The organism is Pseudomonas linyingensis, assembly GCF_900109175.1.
Lineage (GTDB): Bacteria > Pseudomonadota > Gammaproteobacteria > Pseudomonadales > Pseudomonadaceae > Geopseudomonas > Geopseudomonas linyingensis.
The window spans coordinates 11,457-31,124 of record NZ_FNZE01000017.1; the positions used below are offsets into that span (position 1 = coordinate 11,457).

The 19,668-nt window shown below is 64.7% G+C and carries 17 protein-coding genes; 15 read left to right on the plus strand and 2 right to left on the minus strand.

Annotated elements, in window-relative coordinates; translation table 11 throughout:
* The first annotated feature begins 4 nt into the window (after positions 1-4).
* From BMZ19_RS17895 to BMZ19_RS17940, 10 genes are all read left to right on the plus strand, one after another.
* On the plus strand, positions 5-1,162 hold the full coding sequence (locus BMZ19_RS17895) for a WD40/YVTN/BNR-like repeat-containing protein (RefSeq protein WP_090312947.1): 1,158 nt from the start codon (positions 5-7) through the stop codon (positions 1,160-1,162).
* The gene (locus BMZ19_RS17900) at positions 1,146-3,614 is read left to right on the plus strand and encodes an efflux RND transporter permease subunit (RefSeq protein WP_090312948.1); all 2,469 of its coding nucleotides are present in this window, start codon (positions 1,146-1,148) and stop codon (positions 3,612-3,614) included. The genes BMZ19_RS17895 and BMZ19_RS17900 overlap by 17 nt, the downstream gene beginning before the upstream one ends.
* Positions 3,614-4,414, plus strand: a complete 801-nt coding sequence (locus tag BMZ19_RS17905) for an SDR family NAD(P)-dependent oxidoreductase (RefSeq protein ID WP_090312949.1) — start codon at positions 3,614-3,616, stop codon at positions 4,412-4,414. Before BMZ19_RS17900 ends, BMZ19_RS17905 begins: the two co-directional genes overlap by 1 nt.
* A gap of 12 nt (positions 4,415-4,426) precedes the next feature.
* Positions 4,427-5,212 (plus strand): ThuA domain-containing protein, encoded by a 786-nt coding sequence (locus BMZ19_RS17910; RefSeq protein ID WP_212633249.1) that lies wholly within the window; start codon positions 4,427-4,429, stop codon positions 5,210-5,212.
* 46 nt (positions 5,213-5,258) lie between these two features.
* Positions 5,259-6,017, plus strand: a complete 759-nt coding sequence (locus BMZ19_RS17915) for an SDR family NAD(P)-dependent oxidoreductase (RefSeq protein WP_090312951.1) — start codon at positions 5,259-5,261, stop codon at positions 6,015-6,017.
* A 16-nt stretch (positions 6,018-6,033) separates the two neighbouring features.
* Positions 6,034-6,654, plus strand: a complete 621-nt coding sequence (locus BMZ19_RS17920) for a glutathione S-transferase family protein (RefSeq protein ID WP_090312952.1) — start codon at positions 6,034-6,036, stop codon at positions 6,652-6,654.
* A 57-nt stretch (positions 6,655-6,711) separates the two neighbouring features.
* On the plus strand, positions 6,712-7,464 hold the full coding sequence (locus BMZ19_RS17925; RefSeq protein WP_244517273.1) for an SDR family NAD(P)-dependent oxidoreductase: 753 nt from the start codon (positions 6,712-6,714) through the stop codon (positions 7,462-7,464).
* A gap of 50 nt (positions 7,465-7,514) precedes the next feature.
* Positions 7,515-9,212: a GMC family oxidoreductase gene (locus BMZ19_RS17930; protein WP_090312954.1), complete on the plus strand. Its 1,698-nt coding sequence runs from the start codon at positions 7,515-7,517 to the stop codon at positions 9,210-9,212.
* A 76-nt stretch (positions 9,213-9,288) separates the two neighbouring features.
* Entirely contained in the window at positions 9,289-10,536 is a 1,248-nt protein-coding gene (locus tag BMZ19_RS17935; RefSeq protein WP_090312955.1) for an aromatic ring-hydroxylating oxygenase subunit alpha, read from the plus strand.
* A 190-nt stretch (positions 10,537-10,726) separates the two neighbouring features.
* A complete protein-coding gene (locus tag BMZ19_RS17940; RefSeq protein ID WP_090312956.1) occupies positions 10,727-11,590 on the plus strand; it encodes a sugar phosphate isomerase/epimerase family protein in 864 nt (287 codons plus the stop codon).
* A 57-nt stretch (positions 11,591-11,647) separates the two neighbouring features.
* Here BMZ19_RS17940 and BMZ19_RS17945 read toward each other — a convergent pair whose 3' ends face one another.
* The gene (locus BMZ19_RS17945; protein WP_090312957.1) at positions 11,648-12,430 is read right to left on the minus strand and encodes an SDR family oxidoreductase; all 783 of its coding nucleotides are present in this window, start codon (positions 12,428-12,430) and stop codon (positions 11,648-11,650) included.
* Positions 12,431-12,472: 42 nt separating this feature from the next.
* Entirely contained in the window at positions 12,473-14,446 is a 1,974-nt protein-coding gene (locus BMZ19_RS17950) for an oxidoreductase (RefSeq protein WP_090312958.1), read from the minus strand.
* Positions 14,447-14,770: 324 nt separating this feature from the next.
* On the opposite strand from BMZ19_RS17950, the gene BMZ19_RS17955 reads away from it, so the two are divergent.
* From BMZ19_RS17955 to BMZ19_RS17975, 5 genes are all read left to right on the plus strand, one after another.
* Positions 14,771-16,198: an FAD-dependent oxidoreductase gene (locus BMZ19_RS17955; protein WP_212633250.1), complete on the plus strand. Its 1,428-nt coding sequence runs from the start codon at positions 14,771-14,773 to the stop codon at positions 16,196-16,198.
* A 2-nt stretch (positions 16,199-16,200) separates the two neighbouring features.
* On the plus strand, positions 16,201-16,983 hold the full coding sequence (locus BMZ19_RS17960; protein ID WP_090312959.1) for a glucose 1-dehydrogenase: 783 nt from the start codon (positions 16,201-16,203) through the stop codon (positions 16,981-16,983).
* Between the two features lie 224 nt (positions 16,984-17,207).
* On the plus strand, positions 17,208-17,741 hold the full coding sequence (locus BMZ19_RS17965) for a nuclear transport factor 2 family protein (RefSeq protein WP_090312960.1): 534 nt from the start codon (positions 17,208-17,210) through the stop codon (positions 17,739-17,741).
* A 3-nt stretch (positions 17,742-17,744) separates the two neighbouring features.
* The gene (locus BMZ19_RS17970; RefSeq protein ID WP_090312961.1) at positions 17,745-18,269 is read left to right on the plus strand and encodes a nuclear transport factor 2 family protein; all 525 of its coding nucleotides are present in this window, start codon (positions 17,745-17,747) and stop codon (positions 18,267-18,269) included.
* A gap of 68 nt (positions 18,270-18,337) precedes the next feature.
* The gene (locus BMZ19_RS17975; protein WP_090312962.1) at positions 18,338-19,654 is read left to right on the plus strand and encodes an aromatic ring-hydroxylating oxygenase subunit alpha; all 1,317 of its coding nucleotides are present in this window, start codon (positions 18,338-18,340) and stop codon (positions 19,652-19,654) included.
* Positions 19,655-19,668: the final 14 nt, after the last annotated feature.

The window sequence follows — 19,668 nt, forward strand, 5'->3', positions numbered from 1 at the left end:
TCCTATGCGTGTCTTTGATCTTTGCGGATGCAGGGCGTTGGTGCTCGGCGTAATGCTGGCAGCGGCTGGGCCGGTGCTGGCCTTCCAGGATCCGACTGCGGTACCGGCTGCGAAAAGCGAGCGAATGCTCATGAGCCCGATGAGTGCCGTCACTCATGTCGGTAACCGTACCATCGCCGTTGGCCCTCGCGGGCACATCGCGGTATCCGAGGATGGTGGCAATACCTGGCGCCAGTCCGCGGTGCCGGTGAGCAGCGATCTGGTGGCAGTGTCCTTCCCCAGCGAGCAGCATGGCTGGGCGGTGGGTCATGGCGGCGTCGTGCTGCACAGTAGCGACGGCGGCGCAAGCTGGGAAAAGCAGCTGGATGGCAAGCAAGCGTCTCACTTGGTTCTCGACTACTACAGCAACACTGGCCCCGGCGCAGAGTTGCCGGATGCCTCCATGTTTGTCGATCGGGAGCAGGTTCTGATCGGCTTCGGCGGCACCCAGCCGCTGATGGCGGTGCACTTCGTCAATGAGCAGGTCGGCTACGTCGCCGGGCTGTTCAACCGGCTGTTCCAGACCCAGGATGGCGGCAAGACCTGGCAGCCCTGGCAGCACCGCGTCGACAACCCCAACGAACTGCATTTCTACTCGATGACCGCCGATGCTCAGGCGGTCTACCTGACTGGCGAGCAGGGCAGCGTCTGGCGCATGCGCCATGGCGAGGAGCGCTTCGTCGAGAAGCCGACCGGCTACGACGGCACCCTGTTCGGCGCGGTCAGCAATGGCCAGACCTTGGTGGCGTTCGGCATGCGCGGCAGCGTGTTCCGCTCGCGGGATGGTGGCGACAGCTGGGCGCGGGCCAAGGCCTACACCCAAGCGGGGATCTCCAGTGGCACCTTCCTGGCCGATGGTACGCTGCTGCTCGGCAGCCTATCCGGCGATGTGGCGCGCAGCGTCGACAAGGGCGAAACGTTCGAACCGGTCAAGCTTGCCAAGAGCATGCCCTTCTTCGGGCTGACCGTAACGCCGAGTGGCAAGGTCACTCTGGTGGGGGCGGCGGGTATCCAGAGCGAAGCCGTCAAGCTTGAAAACAAGAAAGACGCCGCCAGCGCGCTCGTGAACTCGAGTGTGAGCATTGGCAAACAGCGGGAGACCGGTCATGGCTACGCCAATTAACCAACCGAAAATGGAGGTCATCCGTGACCTCAAGGACTTCGACTCCCAGTCGGGCAGCCTGCTCGAGCGGATGATCTTCAACAACCGGCTGCTGATCGTGCTGGGCTGTCTGCTGCTCACGCTGTTCTTCGGCTACCAGTTGCGCGACCTGCGGATCGCCGCCAGCTACGAGAAGATGCTCCCGCAGAGCCAGGAGTACATCCGCAACTTCCTGGACAACCGCGCCGAGCTGCGCGGCATGGGCGACTCCATCCGCATCTCGGTGGAGGCGAAGGACGGTGACATCTTCAACCCGGAGTACCTGGCCGAGCTGGCGAAGATCAACGACGAGATCTTCATCCTGCCTGGCGTCGACCGGCCGTGGATGAAGTCCATCTTCACTCCGGTGGTGCGCTGGACCGAGGTGACCGAGGAGGGCTTCACCGGTGGTCCGGTGCTGCCCAACGACTACGACGCCTCGCCACGCTCGATCAATGACCTGCGCATCAATATCGCTCGCGCCGACGTGGTCGGCAGCCTGGTCGCGCTCGACTACCGCTCCAGCATGATCATCGTGCCGCTGATGAGCGCCGACGCCGAAGGTAAGCCGGTCGACTACGAGGCGCTGTCGCGCTCGATCGAGGAGATCCGCCAGCGCTACGCCTCGGGTCCCGACGCCAAGGTCAACATCTATGTGATCGGCTTCGCCAAGCTGATGGGCGACCTGATCGACGGGCTGATTCAGGTGATGATGTTCTTCGGCCTGGCGGTGGTCAGTGCCTTCTTCATCATCCTGTTGTACACCCGCTGCATCCGCAGCACCCTGCTGGTACTGGGCTGCTCGGTGATCGCGGTGATCTGGCAGCTCGGCCTGGTGGTGCTGTTCGGCTATACGCTCGACCCGTTCTCCATGCTGGTACCGTTCCTGGTGTTCGCCATCGGCGTCAGCCATGGCGCGCAGAAGATGAACGGCATCATGCAGGACATCGGTCGTGGCACCCATCGCCTGGTGGCGGCCCGCTACACCTTCCGCCGTCTGTTCCTGGCCGGCATGACCGCACTGCTGGCCGACGTGGTGGGCTTCGCGGTGTTGATGATCATCGACATCCCGGTGATCCGCGAGCTGGCGCTGACCGCCAGTATCGGCGTGGGCGTGCTGATCTTCACCAACCTGATCCTGATTCCGGTGATGCTCTCCTACATCGGCGTTTCGCCGAAGGCGGCCGACCGCAGCCTCAAGGCCGAACAGGCCGAGCTCGCCCCCAACGGTGGCAATCCGATCTGGGCTGGTCTGGCCCGCTTCACCGAGCGGCGCCTGGCGGTGGTGGCCATCCTCGGCTCGCTGGCGCTGGGCGCCTGGGGCTTCATGGAGTCGCTGAAGCTGCAGGTGGGCGATTTGGACGCCGGTGCGCCGGAACTGCGCCCGGACTCGCGCTACAACCTGGACAACGCCTTCATCACCTCCAACTACGCGATCTCCAGCGACATCTTCGCGGTGATGGTGAAAACCCCCACCGGTGGCTGCAGCAGCTATGAAACCCTGACCGAAGTCGACCGTCTGGGCTGGACGCTGGCCCAGGTGTCTGGCGTGCAGCGCACCGTATCCCTGGCCGATACGATCCGCACCTACACCGCCGGGATGTTCGAGGGCAACCCGAAGTGGGCGACCATCAGCGACAACCAGGGGATCATCGACGCGCAGATCAACAACGCGGTGTCGTGGAACTCCGAGTTCCTCAATACCAACTGCAACCTGACGCCGGTGCTGGCCTACCTGGCCGACCACAAGGCGGCCACTCTGGAGCGCATCCTCAATACCGCCAAGCAGTTCGCCGAGGAGAACAACACCGAGGACCGCCAGTTCCTGCTGGCCGCCGGCAACGCCGGTGTCGACGCGGCGACCAACATCGTGGTCAAGGAAGCCAACCGCAAGATGCTGCTCTACGTGTATGCGGCGGTGGCCCTGCTGTGCCTGATCACCTTCCGCAGCTGGCGCGCGGTGATCGTTGCCGTGGTGCCGCTGATCCTCACCTCGATCCTCGCCGAGGCGCTGATGGTGCATCTGGGCATCGGCATGAAAGTGGCGACTCTGCCGGTGGTAGCTCTGGGCGTGGGCATCGGCGTGGACTACGGCATCTACCTGCTCAGCACCCAGCTGGCCTTCCAGCGCGCCGGCATGCCGGTAGCCGAGGCCTACCGCAAGGCGCTGTCGACCACCGGCAAGGTCGTGGCCCTGGTCGGGGTTACCCTGGCGGCGGGTGTCATCACCTGGGTCTGGTCGCCGATCAAGTTCCAGGCCGACATGGGCATCCTGCTGACCTTCATGTTTGTCTGGAACATGCTCGGTGCGCTGATCCTGATCCCGGCACTGTCCCACTTCCTGCTGCAGGGCGAGTCCCGTCGGGTCCAGAAAGCCGCGGCGGACTATGCCCCCAATAACGACAACAACGCCATCGCTGGAGGCACCATCTGATGAACCGACTTCAAGACAAGGTTGCGCTGATCATTGGCGCCGACAGCCGGGACAACATGGGCCAGGAAATCGCCCGCCGTTTCGCTGAGGAGGGTGCGCGCTTGGTGATTTCCGGGCGCAACGAGGAGGAGATGGCGCGCCTGGCCGACGAACTCGGCGGTACCTGCCTGCGCTGCGATATCACCCGCAAGGGTGACCTGCGGGCGCTAGTGGCTCATGCCAAGGAGTGGGGCGGGCGCCTGGACGTGGCGGTCAACGCGGTGGGCTGGGGGCTGACCCAGGGCTTCCTGGAAACCAGCGAGGAGGAGTTGGAGCGGATGATCGCCCTGCAGTTCAAGGGCCCGTTCCAGTTCCTGCAGACCATGGTCGAAGGCATGGAGCAGGGTGGCTCGATCATCCAGATCAGTTCGGCGACCACCCGTGCGGTGATCGAGAACTACGCCGCCTACATCGGCACCAAGGGCGGCATCGACCATGTAGTGCGCTGCGTGGCCAACGAGTTCGGCAGCCGCGGCATCCGCGCCAACTGCATTTCCCCCGGCCTGACCGAAACGCCGATGACCGCCGAAGCCATGGCCACCCCGGGCGTGAACGAGTGCTTCACCAGCCGTTACCCGCTGGGACGCCTGGGTACCAAGGCCGACATCGCCGCCGCAGCGGTGTGGCTGGCCAGCGACGAGTGCTTCATGACCGGCGAGAACCTGCAGGTCAACGGCGGCCTGCTGCTGCGCGGCAATCCCACCGGCGCCGAGGTGGGTGCGGCCGTGCAGCGCGCTCTGGCGGCCAAGACTGGCGCCTGAGGAGATAACGCGATGAGTCAGACAGACATGGAAAACAAACAAACCGGAAGGATTGATTGTGTTCTGGTGGCGGCCGGCAAGTACCACGACATCGACTTTGCCCGGCTGGAACTGCTCAAGCTGCTGGGTGAAAACGAGCGCGTGCGCGTGCGGGTGTTCGAGGACTACGCGAATCTCGAGGCGATCCGCGAGGCAGCCTTCCTGGTCAGCTACACCTGCGAAGTGATCCCCAGTGACGAGCAGCAGGCAGCGTTGCGCGAGTGGCTGGAGCAGGGCGGCCGCTGGTATGCCCTGCACGGCACCAACTCGGTGTTGCGTTTCCTCGACAACGGGCTGGTCGACACTCCGGATTCGGCGCCGCAGTTCATGGAGATGCTCGGCTCGCAGTTCGCCTCGCATCCGCCGATCGGGCAGTTCCGGGTGGATGTCGCGCAGCCCGAGCACCCGCTGGTGGCCGGCATCGAGCCCTTCGAGGTGACCGACGAGTGCTACCTGATGGACATGAAAGCCGAGGTGGACGTGCTGCTGGACACCGGGTTCGAGGGCGAGACCCCGGGCTTCGTGCGCGACCGCTGGCAGTATGCGCGCCATCCAGTGCTCTACCTGCGCCGTCTGGGCAAGGGGGGCGTGCTGTACCTGACCCTCGGCCACTGCCGCGGCCACTACGACCTGCGTCCGCTGATGGACTTCTGGCCGCAGGTCGACCGTTGCGCCTGGGAGTCGCCGGTGTACTACGAACTGTTGCGTCGTGGCCTGAACTGGGCGGCGCAGCTGGAAAAAACCGAACAACAAGCCTGACCGCACAAGCATCTGCAGCGATCGAGAACAACAAGAGGAAGCGAACATGGAACTTGGACTGCGTGGCAAGAAAGTCATCATCAACGGCGGCAGCCGTGGTATCGGTCGTGCGGCACTGGAACTCTACGCCGACGAGGGCTGCGACATCGCCTTCTTCTCCCGTGATGCCAATCGCGTCGCCGAAACCGTGAAGGTGCTGGAAGCCAAGGGCGTGCGCGGTTTCGGCGATGCCTTCGACATGAACGACAGCGCCGCCTACGAGGCCTGGCTGAACAGTGCCGCAGAGCGCCTGGGCGGTTGCGATATCTTCATCCACAACGCCAGCTCCTCTGGCGCCCAGGGCACCATGGACTGGGAGATGAGCTTCCGTCTCGACATGATGGGCGCGGTCATCGGCTGCCAGACCCTGGAAGAGGCGCTGAGCGGCGGTGACGGCGGCTCGGTGATCCTGATGTCGAGCACCGCGGCGGTGGAAACCTTCATCTACCCGCAGGCGTTCAACGCTATCAAGGCGGCGATCATCACCTACGGCAAGCAGCTCTCCCAGCTGTGGGCGGAGAAGAATATCCGCGTCAACATGATCTCCCCCGGTCCGGTCGAATACCCGGGCGGCAACTGGTCGATGATCAAGGACGCCATGCCTGAGCTGTACGAAAAGACTCTCTCGGAAATGCCCTTGGGGCGCTTCGGCAAGGTGGAGGACGTGGCGCGCTCGATGCTCTTCCTCTCCAGCCCCATGGCCTCGTATATCACCGGCGCCAACCTGGTGATCGACGGCGGCTACACCAAGCGCGTGCAGTTCTGACCGGCTGGAGGCGCCTATGAAACTCTACAGTTCGATCGGTCCGAATCCGCGGCTGGTGCGGCTGTTCCTCGCCGAGAAAGGCGTAAAGCTGCCGGTTGAGGAAGTGGACATCATCGCCGGAGCGAACCGCCAGCCGGCCTTCCTGGCGCTCAATCCGGGCGGGTCCACGCCAGTGCTCGAACTGGGCGAGGGGCAGTGCATTGCCGAAACCACGGCCATCTGCGAGTACCTCGAGGAGCGCTTCCGGCAGCCAGCGCTGATCGGCGCCAACGCCGAGCAGCGGGCGCTGACCCGCATGTGGTGGCGACGGGTCGACCTGCAGGTAGTCCAGCCGATGACTGCGGGTTTTCGCGCCGCCGAAGGTCTCGCCCTGTTCAAGGACCGGGTGCCTTGCTATCCGGCGGTGGCGGACGAGTTCAAGGCGGCGGCCCGGGAGGGCCTGGCCTGGCTCGACCGCCAGCTCGGCGAGCAGCCGTTCATCTGCGGAGAGCGACTCACCGTGGTCGACCTGCTGCTGTTCAGCTTCCTCGAGTTCGCTGCCCAGGTCGGTCAGGGCCTCGACGGCGAGCGTTGCCCGAACCTGGCGCGCTGGCTGGACGGCATGTGCATGCGGGAAAGCGCCCGCAATACCCGCTAGGTGATACGCGGCGGGGACGCTCTTTCCCTGTCCGCACCTCAATCGATGGGAGTCTGTATGCGATTTCAGGACAAGGTAGTGCTGGTCACCGGCGCCGGTTCCGGCATTGGTGCGGGAGTCGCCCAGGCGTTTGCCCGTGCCGGTGCGCGGGTCATGCTGGCCGACATCAATGCCGAACAGGGGCAGCAATGCCTCGCGGCGATCGAGGCGGAAGGTGGGCAGGCGGCGTTCTTCCAGGTCGACGTCACCTCGGCGGCGCAGATGCGCGAGCTGGTCAGCGCCACCGTCAGCCGCTTCGGCCGTCTGGACATCGTCCACAACAACGCCGGAATCAGCGGCAGCAACGATTTCACCGCCGATATTGAGGAGGCCGAGTTCGACCGCGTGGTCGCGGTCAACCTCAAGGCGGTCTGGATGTGCATGAAGTACGCCATGGAGCAGATGCTCAAGCAGGGCGGCGGAGTGATCGTCAATACCGCCTCGGCCCTGGCGCTGACCGTGCTGCCGGGTTCGGCAACCTACAACGCGACCAAGCACGCCGTGGCCGGCCTGACCAAGACCGCTGCCGTCGAGTACGCCAGCCGCAACATCCGCATCAATGCCATCTGCCCCGGCGTGATCCGTACCGCGATGCTCAACAACCATCCGAATCTGGCCGAACTGGAGCCCAAGCTGGTGGCCCTGCATCCGATCGGCAGGCTGGGCGAGGTGGAGGAGGTGGTCAAGGCGGTGCTGTGGCTGGCCTCGGAGGAGGCTTCCTTCATGCACGGCAGCCTGGTCACCGTGGATGGCGGCTGGACGGCCCACTGAAGCGCTACACCGATTTCGTCCCATAGCAAAAATAAAAGCAGGACAAGCCAATGACACAGCACTCCCAGCAACGCGGCCATCAGGACGCATACGATTACATCATTGTCGGCGCCGGGTCGTCGGGCTGCGTGCTGGCCAACCGGCTATCCGCCGACAGCAGCAAGCGGGTGCTGCTGCTGGAAGCTGGCGGATGGGACAAGAGCCCGCTGGTGCACATGCCCAAGGGCATCGCCAAGCTGGTCAGCGACCCAAAGCATGCCTGGCACTTCCCGGTGCAGCAGCCACGCCTGCCGGACACCGAGTCGGCGGAAATGTGGGTGCGCGGCAAGGTGATCGGCGGCTCCAGTTCGATCAACGGGATGATCTATGTCCGTGGCCAGCCCGAGGATTACCACATCTGGGAGCGCGAGGCCGGTTCCGAGTGGGGCTGGGAGGCCATGAAGCAGGCGTTCCGCGCCATCGAGGACCATGAGCTGGGTGCCGACGAGCTGCGTGGCGCGGGCGGCCCGCTGCACGTCAGCGTCGGCAAGTTCCGCTACCCGGTCAGCGAAGCCATGGTCCAGGCCGGCGAGCAGATGGGGCTGCCCAAGGTCGAGGATTTCAATCGGGAGCATCAGGAGGGCGTCGGCTACTACGCGCATACCATCAAGAACGGCCGCCGTGTCAGTTCGGCCGCGGCCTTCCTGCATCCGGTGCTGGAGCGCCGCAATCTCGAGGTGAAAACCGGAGCGCTTGTTGATCGCGTGTTGTTCGAGGGGCGCCGTGCAGTCGGCGTGGCCTGCCGCATCGACGGTCAGGCGGTCGAGATCCGCTGCCGTGGCGAGGTCATTCTCTGCGCCGGCGCCATCCTCACTCCGAAGATCCTGCAGCTGTCGGGTATCGGCGCCGCCGAGCACCTGCGCCCGCTGGGTATTCCGCTGGTGGCGGAAAATCCGGACGTCGGGCGGCGCCTGCGCGATCACCTGGGCTTCCTGCTGCCGTTCCGCCTGCGCAACGACAAGGGCCTGAATGCCCGCTTCCAGGGCCTGGGTTTGGTGGGCAGCGTGCTGCAGTACTACCTCACCCGCAGCGGCCCGATGGCTACCGGGCCGTTCGAAGTAGGCGCCTTCTTCCGCACCCAGCCGCATCTGCCTCGTCCGGATGCGCAGCTGTACCTCAGCGCCTTCACCTATCCGCGCAGCGATGACAACTTCCCGGTGCCGGATGGCGTAGAGGACCAGCCGGGCCTGACCATCTACGGCCAGCTGCTGCAGCTGACCAGCGAAGGCACTGTCCTGCTGCAGTCGGCCAACCCGGACGACCCGCTGGCGATATCGCCGAACTGGCTGACCACTGCGGAGGACCGCCAGGCGGCCGTGGCCATGGTCAAGTACATGCGCCGCTATATGGCCCAGCCAGCTCTGGCGCACTACGTCGGCGAAGAGCTGGTACCGGGCCTCGGTTGCCAGAGCGACGAGCAGATCCTCGATCACTTCGTGCGCACCTCGCTGTGCGGTACCCACGCCATCGGCACCTGCCGAATGGGAACGGATGGCGGCTCGGTGGTGGACGAGCATCTGCGGGTCAGGGGCGTCGAGGGGCTGCGCGCCGCCGACTGCTCGGTAATGCCGGCCCTGGTGTCGGCCAATACCAACGGTCCGGCCATGGCCCTGGGCTGGCGGGCGGCCGATCTCATCCTCGGCGAGCGTGCCGTTGCTGCGCGCGACGCGGCGGAGCTTGCGCCCAAACAGGCCGTTTCAGCGCTGTAGCTTGCAGGTATAAAAACAGGCTATTGTGTTTTTTAGATTTTGGCTCAGGAAAGCCGATCTCATCCGGGAGAAAAGAATGGAACAAGTAAAAAAAATCCATAACCGGGTCGCAGCGCGCCTGCTCGATCATGTCCGTAACCGCACCACTGACCAGGCCGAGGGCCTGATGCGCGTGTCGTCGGCCAGCTACACCGACCCTGAGCTCTGGCAGCGCGAGATGGAGGTCATCTTCAAGCGCCTGCCGATTCTCGCCGCGCTGTCCGCGGAGATTTCCCAGCCCGGCCACTACAAGACCCTGGACCTGCTGGATACGCCGATCCTGCTGACCCGGCTGCGCGACGGCAGCGTGCGGGCCATGCTCAACGTCTGCGGCCACCGCGGCATGAAGCTGGCGGAAGGCAAGGGCAAGTGCGACAAGTTCGCCTGTCCCTACCATGCCTGGCTGTACGGCAACGACGGCAACCTGCTGCGCATCGCCGGCGAAGACAGCTACGGTGAAGTGGAGAAGGCCAGCTTCAAGCTCAAGCAGCTGCCGGTCTACGAGCGTGGTGGGATGATCTTCGTCGTCCTCACCGCGGGGCTGGAGGTGGACTTCGAGGGCTTCCTCGGCGGGATGATCGAGGACATCGAGGCGCTGGGCTTCGCCGACTGGCACTACTGCGGCAACCGCGAGATTCATGGCGCCAACTGGAAGGTCGCCTATGACGGCTATCTCGAGGGCTACCACTTCGCCGCGGCGCATCCCGAGACCATCCACGCGCGCACCTTTTCCAACCTGGCGGCCTACGACAACTACGGGCCGCACCAGCTCATCGGCTTCGCCCAGAAGGCCATGGAGGAGAAGCTCGGCCAGGTGCCGCCGGATGAGCTCCATCTGCATGAAAACAACGGCTACGACTTCATCCGCACCCTGTTCCCCAACGTGTCGATCTTCGTCGCACCGGAAATCACCCAGATCGCCCAACTGATCCCCGGGCCGGGCGTCGGCGAGAACCGCACGGTGCTGCATTTCATCCAGCGCCAGGCGCCGCAGAGCGAAGAGGAGCGCCAGGCCAACGAGCAGATGATGGACTGGCTGCGTGGCGTGGTGGACAGCGAGGACTACCAGCTGGGGCTCAAGGTGCAGGAGGGCCTCGAGTCGGGCGCCTTCGAATACATCACCTTCGGTCGCAACGAGCCGGGCAACCAGCTGTTCCACCGCACCCTCGATCACTACCTGAGCGAAGACGCTGCCCAGCGTCTGGTTGCCGAGCTTGGCAGCAAGGATGCTGCCAAGGCTGGCGCCCATAGCGAAGGTGATCGGCTGGTAGTCGCCAAGGGCTGAGTGACCGCCTGCTCCCGCACCTAGCGGGAGCAGGCTTTGCTTGTCGACTGCGCTTGTCCGGGAATGCCGGACGTAGGCCGCATATAACCTCGCTGGTCGATAGAGCCGGCACCTTTTGCGTCATTGGCCGGATGCCTGGCGGAACGGGTCCGGCTCATCTCCTCCTCTTTCCTGGAACAGGTGACCTGCCATGGACGAGCCTGCCGTCGATCTGATCGCCTGCTACTGGACGCTGGCCGGTCCCTATGTGTTCGGCGAGCAGGACCAGAGCCCGTGGAGTTTCCGCGAGCGCGTGGAGGCTGCCGCACGGGCCGGCTACACCGGCTTCGGCATCAAGCAGGCCGACCTGCGCGAGACCTTGAGTCGCTACAGTTTCGCGCAGATGCGCAAGATCTTTGCCGACAACGGCATCCGCTACCTCGAGCTGGAGGCCCTGTTCGGCTGGTACTCCACCGGCGGCGAGCGGGCTCGCTCGGATGCGGATCGCAACCTGTTGCTGCAGGCCGCGTCCGAGTTGGGGGCGCACCATGTGAAGGCGGCCGGTGACTTTGACGGACGCCCGGCGGTGGTCGAGCACATGCGCGACGAGTTCCAGCTGCTGGCGCGCCAGGCGCTGGATGCCGGCACCCAGGTCACCCTGGAACCCATCGTCATTTCCAGCGTTCCCGATCTCGACACGGCCCTGCAGGTGCTTGGCGAAAGTGCCGGTGCCGGCGGAGGCCTGATGCTGGATAGCTGGCATGTGACCCGCGGCGGGATGAGCCTCGCGCAGATTGCCGCGTTACCCGCCGGCTGTATCGGCGGAGTCGAGCTGGATGACGGGACGTTGCAGCCGGTCGGCAGCGAGCTGGAGGACACCCTTAATCGCCGTCGTCTGTGCGGGGAAGGGGAGTTCGATCTGCACGGATTTATCGGCGCGGCGCGGGCGGCAGGTTACCAGGGCCCCTGGGGTGTCGAGATCATCTCCGCGGAGCAGCGCGCGCGCTCCCTGCAGGATGCCGCGCAACTGTCCTGTCAGGCGGCCGCGGCGCTGTTCGGCTCATCGGGCTGTTGACGCGCGGATTGCTGCCCTGGCAAGCGGCTCATTCCGGCCGCCTGCCAGGAGACGGCATCAGTACTTGTACGACTGACCACCGTCGATCGGGATCACCGCCGCGTTGATGAAGGTGGCCTCGCTGGACAGCAGAAAGGACACCAGATTGGCGACCTCCTCGGGCTTGCCGAAACGCTTCATCGGGTTGACGCTGACAAACTCGGCGCCAACCGCCTCCCAGTTGTCGCCGCCGATCTGCTTGAGCGAACCCTCGACCATGGGCGTCATGATCGCGCCGGGGGCAATGGCATTGATGGTGATGCCGTATTGCCCGTATTCGACCCCGGAGTTGCGGGTCAGGCCGACCACGCCGTGCTTGCTGGCGGCATAGCCGGACTGATTGCCGATGCCCCGGATGCCGCCAACCGAGGCGGTATTGACGATGGCGCCGAAGCCCTGCTTCTTCATGACCTGCAGGACGTGCTTCATGCCGTAGAACACGCCGTTCAGGTTGATATCGATGACCTTGTGGAACATCTGGCAGTCATAGTCTTCCGTGACGGCCTGCTTGCCTTCGATGCCGGCATTGTTGAAGAAGCCGTCAATCCGGCCGAAACGCTCGACCGTGCGCGCCACATAGTTCTTCGCCGAGTTCTCGTCGGCCACGTCGGCGACGATCAGCAGCAGCTCAGCTGCGGGTGCGGCTTCCAGGATCTGCGCGCGCGAGTCCTCCAGGGCGCTGGCGTCGAGATCGACCAGCGCCAGTGCGGCGCCTTCCCTGGCCAGTTGCAGAGCCGAAGCCCTGCCCAGCCCAGAACCTGCGCCGGTGACGATGATGGTATTGTTCGCGAACTTTTTCATGGCTGTCCTTTTTATTGTTGGCTGGCGTGGTTGTGGTGGGGGCTAGACCGCGATGCCCGCCATCCGCCCCTCGCGGATGGCGGACTGGAGAAAACGTGGCGAGTTGGCGTCGCCGACCACCTGCAGCGGGATGCCGTGAGGCTCCAGCTCCGCGGCCAGCCCACGGTTCGCGCGGTTGTGCGAGACCAGCACCACGAGTCCGGCCTCGACCCGACTCGGGGCATGGTCGGCGCTGGCCAGATAGGTGGGCAGGACGGTCACGGCATCCCGCTCGATCGCCACCGCCCGGCTGCGCAGCAGCGGCACGAACGGTCCGCGGCTGAGGCGTTGCAGGGCCGGCTCGGTCATCAGGGCCGGCTCGACCAGCGGCGCGAAGGCGGCGTGGCGTGACAGGTAGGTCACCTTCACCCCCTTGCCGAGCAGATGTTCGGCTGCTGCGATGCCTTCGTAGTGGCCCACATCGTCGATCACCACCGCGCTGTCCGGCAGCGGGCGGGCGGAGTCGAGGAGCAGATCCCAGCTGGAGATGACATGCGGCTGCTCGATCCCGGCGATCGGCTCGCCGGGGTTGGACAGCTGCACGCCGTCCATGCGCGGCGTGGAGCCGGTGGCTAGGATCACCGCATCCGGTGCCTCGGCGAGGATGTCCTCGAGGCCGAGGTAGCTGCTCAGGCGCACCTCGACGCCCAGCCGATAGATTTCCTGCTCCAGCCAGGTGGTGATGTCACCCATGCCGTGCCGGGTCAGTGCCATGGCGGCGAGGCGGATGCAGCCGCCGAGGTCCGCCTGGGCCTCGGCGAGCACCACGCGATGGCCACGCAGGGCGGCGACGCGGGCCGCTTCCATGCCGGCCGGCCCGCCGCCGATGACCAGAACCCGACGGGGACTGGCTGCCGGTGGCAATGCCGCATCTTCTAGCGTGCTTTCGGCGCCGACGGCCGGGTTGACCGCACAACCCATGCGCCCGGCCGGGCCGAGTAGGCCGCCGACGCAGCCCTGGTTGCAGGCGATGCACGGGCGCACCTGCTCGGGATGGCCGGCGAGCGTCTTGCGCACCAGGTCCGGATCGGCGATTTGTGCCCGGGTGAGGGCCACCATGTCGGCATCCCCGGCACGGATGACCTGGTCGGCTTCCTCCAAGGTCCGGAAGCGGCCGGTGACTATGGTGGTGGTCTGGCAGGTGCGGGCGATCCGGGCACTGGTGGGCATCTCGTAGCCCATCGGTTCGTGCATGCCGCCGATCAGCTTGGGGAAGCTGTGATAGTCGCCGAGGGAGATGTCGACGAAATCGATCAGCTGGCGCGACTCGAGCACTTCGACGACCTGCGCGATCTCCGCCGGGCCGATGCCCTGCACGCCAAGATCGGGAGCCAGACGGACGCCGACGGCAAAATTCCGGGAAACCGCCTCGCGCACCGCAGTCACCAGTTGCAGCAGGAAGCGCACGCGGTTCTCGAACGAGCCGCCGTAGTCGTCCTCCCGCCGATTGGCATTGGTGGAAAGGAATTGGGCCGGCAGGTAGCCGTGGGCGCAGTGGATCTCCACGCCGTCCAGCCCCCAGCGCTCGCACTGGCGGGCAGTTTGCGCATAGGCCGCGATGACCTCGTCGATCATCGCCTGGGTCATCGGAATGGGCGTGACGCCGATGGTCGGGCTGGGCACATCCGAGGCAGACCAGGGCGGGCTGCCGTCGAGCGGCAGGGCGTTGTGTCCGCCGTGCCAGAGTTGCTGGAACAGGCGCATCCCGTGCGGGCGGATGGCTTCGACCAGCCGGCGGTAGCCGTCCTCGATGCCGGGGCTGAACACGTTGAGCGTGGCCGGGCTGGTGGGGTGGACCGAGAGAATCTCGACGATCGACAGACCGGTTCCCCCCTTGGCCCTGGCCAGGTGATAGTCGATCAGGGCATCGCTCATGCTGCCGCCGCCCAGGTTGGTGGCGTGGGCTGTGCGTACCACACGGTTGGGAATCTGGATGCCGCCGATCTGGATCGGGGTGTGGATGTGAGTCAGGGACACCTTGGGCTCCTTCGTTCTTATTGTTCTGGCCATGAGCGCGGCTGCGGTTTGGCGCTGGTCGGCAAGCTGCGGGGCGATGGCAGCTGCACGCCGTCGTTAGGTGCGTCTGAGTGTAGTGACAGCCTGCGCTGAATTACAATAAAAGCATTCTTGTTTGTTTTGTATTGTGGCCGCTGTGGCTTCATGTTTTTATGGCCTTCGCGGCAAGTGCTCCAGTTGCCATGCGCTAGCCCCTTGGGTCTGCAGCCCAGGTTGGACCGCCTGCGAACAGGTCGCTGGTGCTCAACCGGCTATCGCCCTAATAACAAGAATGACGAGGACTGAATGATGGATCGGGATTACGACGTGATCGTGGTGGGTGGCGGCGGGGCGGGACTGGCCGCGGCGCTGATGGCCAGTGCGCAGGGGGCGTCCTGCATCATTGTCGAGGCTGACGGCAAGCTGGGCGGGGCCACGGCCCAGTCCGGCGGCGTGTTCTACGCCGCAGGGACCCAGGTGCAGCGCGCTGCGGGGATCATGGACGACACGCCCCAGGCGCTGTACGACTACCTGATGACCCTGAACCGCTGGAAGATGCGTCCCGATCTGGTCAGGTACTACGCCGAGCATGCAGCCGAGGCCCTGGAGTGGCTGATGGAGCTGGGCACCGAGTTTCCCGAACAATGGCTGGTACGCTCGGGCGTGGATAGCGTGGCGCGTGGCCACTCCAGCCAGGGCGCGGGTTCCGGAATCGCCGACGCCCTGATCAATGCCGCCGGCGCCAAGGGCATCGAGACGGCCTATGGCAGTCGCGTCGAGGAGCTGCTGTTCGAAGATGGCCGCGTCGTGGGCATTCGCGCCGCCGGCGCCGAGTTGCGTGCGCCGACCGTGATCATCACCACCGGCGGATTCGGCAACAATCCGCAGATGCTGCAGCGCCTGTATCCCTCAGCGGCGTGCCACGGCGACTGGACCTGGGCCGTGCACAAGGATGTGCCATTCGTGCTGGGCGATGGCATCAACCTGGCAGAGAGCATCGGTGCTGCCGTGGTCGGCCATGACTGCGGGCTGCTGCTGCCCACCTCGGGCTTCAGCAAGTCCCTGGAGGCTTTCCTGCCGCCGTGGATCATCGCCGTCAACAAGGAAGGCTCGCGCTTCATGTCCGAGCTGTCGCCCTACAGCGTCTGCGGCTACCTGCTCAACGAGCAGACCGAGCGCCGCGCCTGGGCGATCTTCGACGAGCAGGCGCTGGTCCAGGCCAGCACCAATACCAAGTACCTCGACCCCTACAACGCCGGCATCAGCATCCCGACCTGGGAGGAGCCGACCCTGCGCGAGCAGGTGCGCAAGGGCAGGGTGAAGGTGGCCAACACCCTGCGCGAGCTGGCCGAGCAGGTCGGCATCGACGGCATCGCTCTGGAGCAGACGGCGGCGGTCTACAACCGGGACTGCGCCAATGGCTGCGATTCGCAGTTCTTCAAGCAGGCCCCGGCGTACTTCCCGGTGCAGCAGGCGCCGTTCTACGCCGTGGAAATCCGCTCCGCCATCATCGGCCTCACGGCTGCGGGTCTCGATATCGATAGCCAGGCGCGGGTGCTCGATGGGCACAAGCGGCCGATTCCCGGACTGTACGCAGCAGGCGAGGTGCTGGGTTGCTTCCAGGGCGAGCGTTACGGCGGTGGCGGTCTGAGCATCGGCAATGCGGTGGTGTTCGGGCGCCTGGCCGGCATAGAGGCGGCTCGTGACGCGCTGGCCAACCCGGAGGGCGCGTAATCATGAAGCGCTTGCAGGGCAAGGTCGTGCTGATCACCGGCGCGGCCCGCGGCATGGGGGAGACCACGGCTCGGCTGTTCAGCGCCGAGGGGGCCTTGGTGGTCATCGCGGACGTGCTGGATGCCGAGGGGCAGCGGCTGGCTGGCGAGTTGGGCGAGCAGGCGATGTTCTGCCACCTGGATGTCACACAGGAAGAGGACTGGTCGGCTGCCGTCAAGGCAACCCTGGCGCGCTGGGGGCGGATCGATGGCCTGGTCAACAATGCCGGCATTGCCCACTCCCAGGCGCTGGTTGCGACCAGCAAGGCCGACTTCGAGCGGGTGCTGGGCGTCAACCTGACTGGACCGTTCTTGGGCATCAAGGCCGTGGCGCCGGTGATGGTGGAGCAGGGGCGGGGTTCGATCGTCAACATCTCCTCCATCGGCGGCATGACGGCGTGGAATTCGATGGGCGCCTACTGCTCCAGCAAATGGGGCGTCCGCGGGCTGTCCCGGGTCGCGGCGATGGAGTTGGGCCACCAGGGCGTGCGCGTCAACTCGATCCATCCGGGGGGCGTCAACACCAGCATGGGCGGCATGTTCGACGAGGACACCGACGCCCTCGATCATGCCTATCGGCAGCAGCCGATCCAGCGCATCGGTCGACCGAACGAAATCGCCCAGGCTTCGTTGTTCCTGATCAGCGACGAGGCTTCCTACGTGTGCGGCACGGAGATGGTCGTCGATGGCGGCTCGCTGGCGGGTCGCTATTTCGAGGAGCTTCCCGGTGCGCCTGAGCCGGGCTAGGGGTCAGGCAGGGGGGCAGGAATGCCAATGAAGTAAGGCATGCGCTGCGGAGCAATGAATATGGCAGTCAGGTGACAAATAAAAAACAATTTGACTTGTTTTGTGTGCGGGTTTAGCTTTCAGAACAAGCTGGCTCAGGCGCTAGAAAACCAGCCAGGTTCGTGAGCCGTGCAACGAACCTGCCAGAAAGACCTGATAAATCCAATAAAAAGGTTAGAGGCACAATGAACGCAATTACCGAAATGACCGATCTGGGCCTCCTCGAGCAAGTCGAGGCAAAGCAGGCCCTGCAACAGCTCAACGCCAAGTTCTCCCGTGCCATGGACCGCATGGACCGCTGCCTGATGGTGTCCCTCTGGACCGACGATGGCCAGATCGATTGGGGCGTGCACAAGGGATCCGCCAAGCCCTTCGTGATCGCGGCCACCACAGCCGACCCGAGCCTCGAGCGCAGCTTCCATTCGGTATCCACCGAGTATTTCGAGGTCGACGGCGACACCGCGATTGGTGAGGTTTCGGTGATCATCGTCAGCATCGTGCTGGAAAACGGCAGCAAGATCGATCGTCTGGTCGGTGGTCGCTACCTGGATCGTTATCGCAAGGAGGACGGCCAGTGGACGATCGCCCAGCGCACCTTCGTCCATGACTGGAACATGAACCTGCCGTCGAGCGCCAACCTCGAGGAGGGCATGTTCGCCAAGTTCCTCAAGGGTCGCCGCGACAAGCAGGATCCGTCCTACCAGCTGTTCGGGGAGTGACCGATGGACATTTCCCAGCGCATCCGCCGTGCGGCGGACTATCAGGCGATACTCGAGCAGATGGCGCGCTACATCCAGGCTGTCGACCGCTGTGATCTCGAACTGCTGAAGTACACCTTCCATCACGACGGCGTGGTGAGTTTCGGCATCTTCGACGGCAACGCCCACGAGTTCTGCGATTTCGATATTCCGTTCATCAAGGAAAACCTGAGCATGGGGGCGCACCGTTTCAGCACCGCCACCATCGAATTCGAGAGCGATACGCGCGCCGTGGCCGAGTCGTACATGCTGGGCAACGCAGCAGCGCCGACGCCGGACGGCACCCTGCTCAACTTCCCGGACAACATCCGCTACCTGGACGTCTGGGAGAAGCGTGACGGCATCTGGCGCATGTATTCGCGCGGGCTGGTGGTGGACTGGAATGCCTTCTGGCCGTACAGCCAGCGCGAGGACGGTGCATTTGCCGAGTACCGCCGCGGTAGCCGCAGCACCCAGGACCCGGCTTACGCTCTTCGAGCCGCCCGCTGATAGGTCGATTGCTAAAACAACAAGAAAAACCGCGCTGCAGCAGCGCGGTTTGCAAGGAGATCTCCATCATGACTCAGTTGTCGCTTGTCGAGCGCACCAAGCAAGCTCTGGTTGACGAAAACTTCCTGCGTGGCGACCCCATCACCGGCGATCGCTACTACTCCAAGGAGTTCATGGAGAAGGAGTGGGAGCACCTGTGGACCCGCACCTGGCATGTGGGTGGCACGGTCGCCCAGTTGCCGGAGCCGGGCTGCGTGATCACTGCCGAGATCCGCAGCGAGTCCATCATCATGGTGCGCGGCGACGACATGAGCATTCGCGCCTTCTACAACGTCTGCCAGCATCGCGGCAACCGCATGGTCCAGTGCGAAGAGACCAAGGTGAAGCGCCTGGTCTGCAACTACCACAGCTGGTGCTATGGCCTGAGCGGCGACCTGCTGATCGCCAAGGATTCGGAGGACTTCCCCCAGGGCAGCCCGGTGGGCAAGGTCAACCTCAAGGAGCTGCGCTGCGAAACCTTCGGTGGCCTGGTGTGGTTCAACATGGACCCGAACGCCAAGAGCCTGCGCGACTCGCTAGGCATCGTCGCTGACCAGCTCGAAGCCTACGAGATGGACAAGATGGTGCGGGTCATGTACCTGACCGGCGAAGTGGAGTGCAACTGGAAGGTCATCCAGGACAACTTCAACGAGGCCTACCATGTGCAGAGCCTGCACAAGGAGCTGGGTACCTTCATCGACGATCACTATCAGAACACCGCCTTCGAGATCTTCCGCAACGGCCACAGCCGGATGCTGATGAAGGGTGCCCTGCCGGCCGGCAACGGCAAGTCGAAGAAGGTGCAGGCGCCGCTGGATGCCATGATGCGCGCCTGGGAACTGAATCCCGACGACTTCGAAGGTCGTGCCGGTGAGGTGCGCGTCGCGCTGCAGCAGCAGAAGCGCAAGCTGGGCGAGGCGCGCGGCTACAGCCAGTACGCCAACCTCAACGACGACCAGCTGACCGACTACTACCACTACACCCTGTTCCCCAACATGTCGTTCACCATGGCCGCCGACTCTTACCAGATCCTGCGTCCGATGCCGCACCCGACCGATCCGGAGAAGTGCCTGTTCGACCACTGGTACTTCGTGCGTCCGGCCCATGGCGAAACCAAGGCCGCCACGCCGCTGGGCGAGTGGCCGATGGAAGCGGCCAAGCACGACGTCTTCAAGCACGGCGAAAAGTCCCTGGGCTGGGTCGCCGATCAGGACCTCAGTGTCGCGGTCGCCCAGCAGAAGGGTTTACATTCGCGCGGCTACAGCGACTCCTACCTAGCCAACCAGGAGTCCCGCGTGCGTCGTTACCATGAAGTGATCAACGACTACATCGCCGGCCGGATCTGATCCGGCCACGGGTG

Coding starts and splice junctions, on each gene's coding strand:
- BMZ19_RS17895 (WP_090312947.1), top strand. CDS start 5: ATGCGTGTCTTTGATCTTTGCGGATGCAGGGCGTTGGTGCTCGGCGTA.
- BMZ19_RS17900 (WP_090312948.1), top strand. CDS start 1,146: ATGGCTACGCCAATTAACCAACCGAAAATGGAGGTCATCCGTGACCTC.
- BMZ19_RS17905 (WP_090312949.1), top strand. CDS start 3,614: ATGAACCGACTTCAAGACAAGGTTGCGCTGATCATTGGCGCCGACAGC.
- BMZ19_RS17910 (WP_212633249.1), top strand. CDS start 4,427: ATGAGTCAGACAGACATGGAAAACAAACAAACCGGAAGGATTGATTGT.
- BMZ19_RS17915 (WP_090312951.1), top strand. CDS start 5,259: ATGGAACTTGGACTGCGTGGCAAGAAAGTCATCATCAACGGCGGCAGC.
- BMZ19_RS17920 (WP_090312952.1), top strand. CDS start 6,034: ATGAAACTCTACAGTTCGATCGGTCCGAATCCGCGGCTGGTGCGGCTG.
- BMZ19_RS17925 (WP_244517273.1), top strand. CDS start 6,712: ATGCGATTTCAGGACAAGGTAGTGCTGGTCACCGGCGCCGGTTCCGGC.
- BMZ19_RS17930 (WP_090312954.1), top strand. CDS start 7,515: ATGACACAGCACTCCCAGCAACGCGGCCATCAGGACGCATACGATTAC.
- BMZ19_RS17935 (WP_090312955.1), top strand. CDS start 9,289: ATGGAACAAGTAAAAAAAATCCATAACCGGGTCGCAGCGCGCCTGCTC.
- BMZ19_RS17940 (WP_090312956.1), top strand. CDS start 10,727: ATGGACGAGCCTGCCGTCGATCTGATCGCCTGCTACTGGACGCTGGCC.
- BMZ19_RS17945 (WP_090312957.1), bottom strand. CDS start 12,430: ATGAAAAAGTTCGCGAACAATACCATCATCGTCACCGGCGCAGGTTCT.
- BMZ19_RS17955 (WP_212633250.1), top strand. CDS start 14,771: ATGATGGATCGGGATTACGACGTGATCGTGGTGGGTGGCGGCGGGGCG.
- BMZ19_RS17960 (WP_090312959.1), top strand. CDS start 16,201: ATGAAGCGCTTGCAGGGCAAGGTCGTGCTGATCACCGGCGCGGCCCGC.
- BMZ19_RS17965 (WP_090312960.1), top strand. CDS start 17,208: ATGAACGCAATTACCGAAATGACCGATCTGGGCCTCCTCGAGCAAGTC.
- BMZ19_RS17970 (WP_090312961.1), top strand. CDS start 17,745: ATGGACATTTCCCAGCGCATCCGCCGTGCGGCGGACTATCAGGCGATA.
- BMZ19_RS17975 (WP_090312962.1), top strand. CDS start 18,338: ATGACTCAGTTGTCGCTTGTCGAGCGCACCAAGCAAGCTCTGGTTGAC.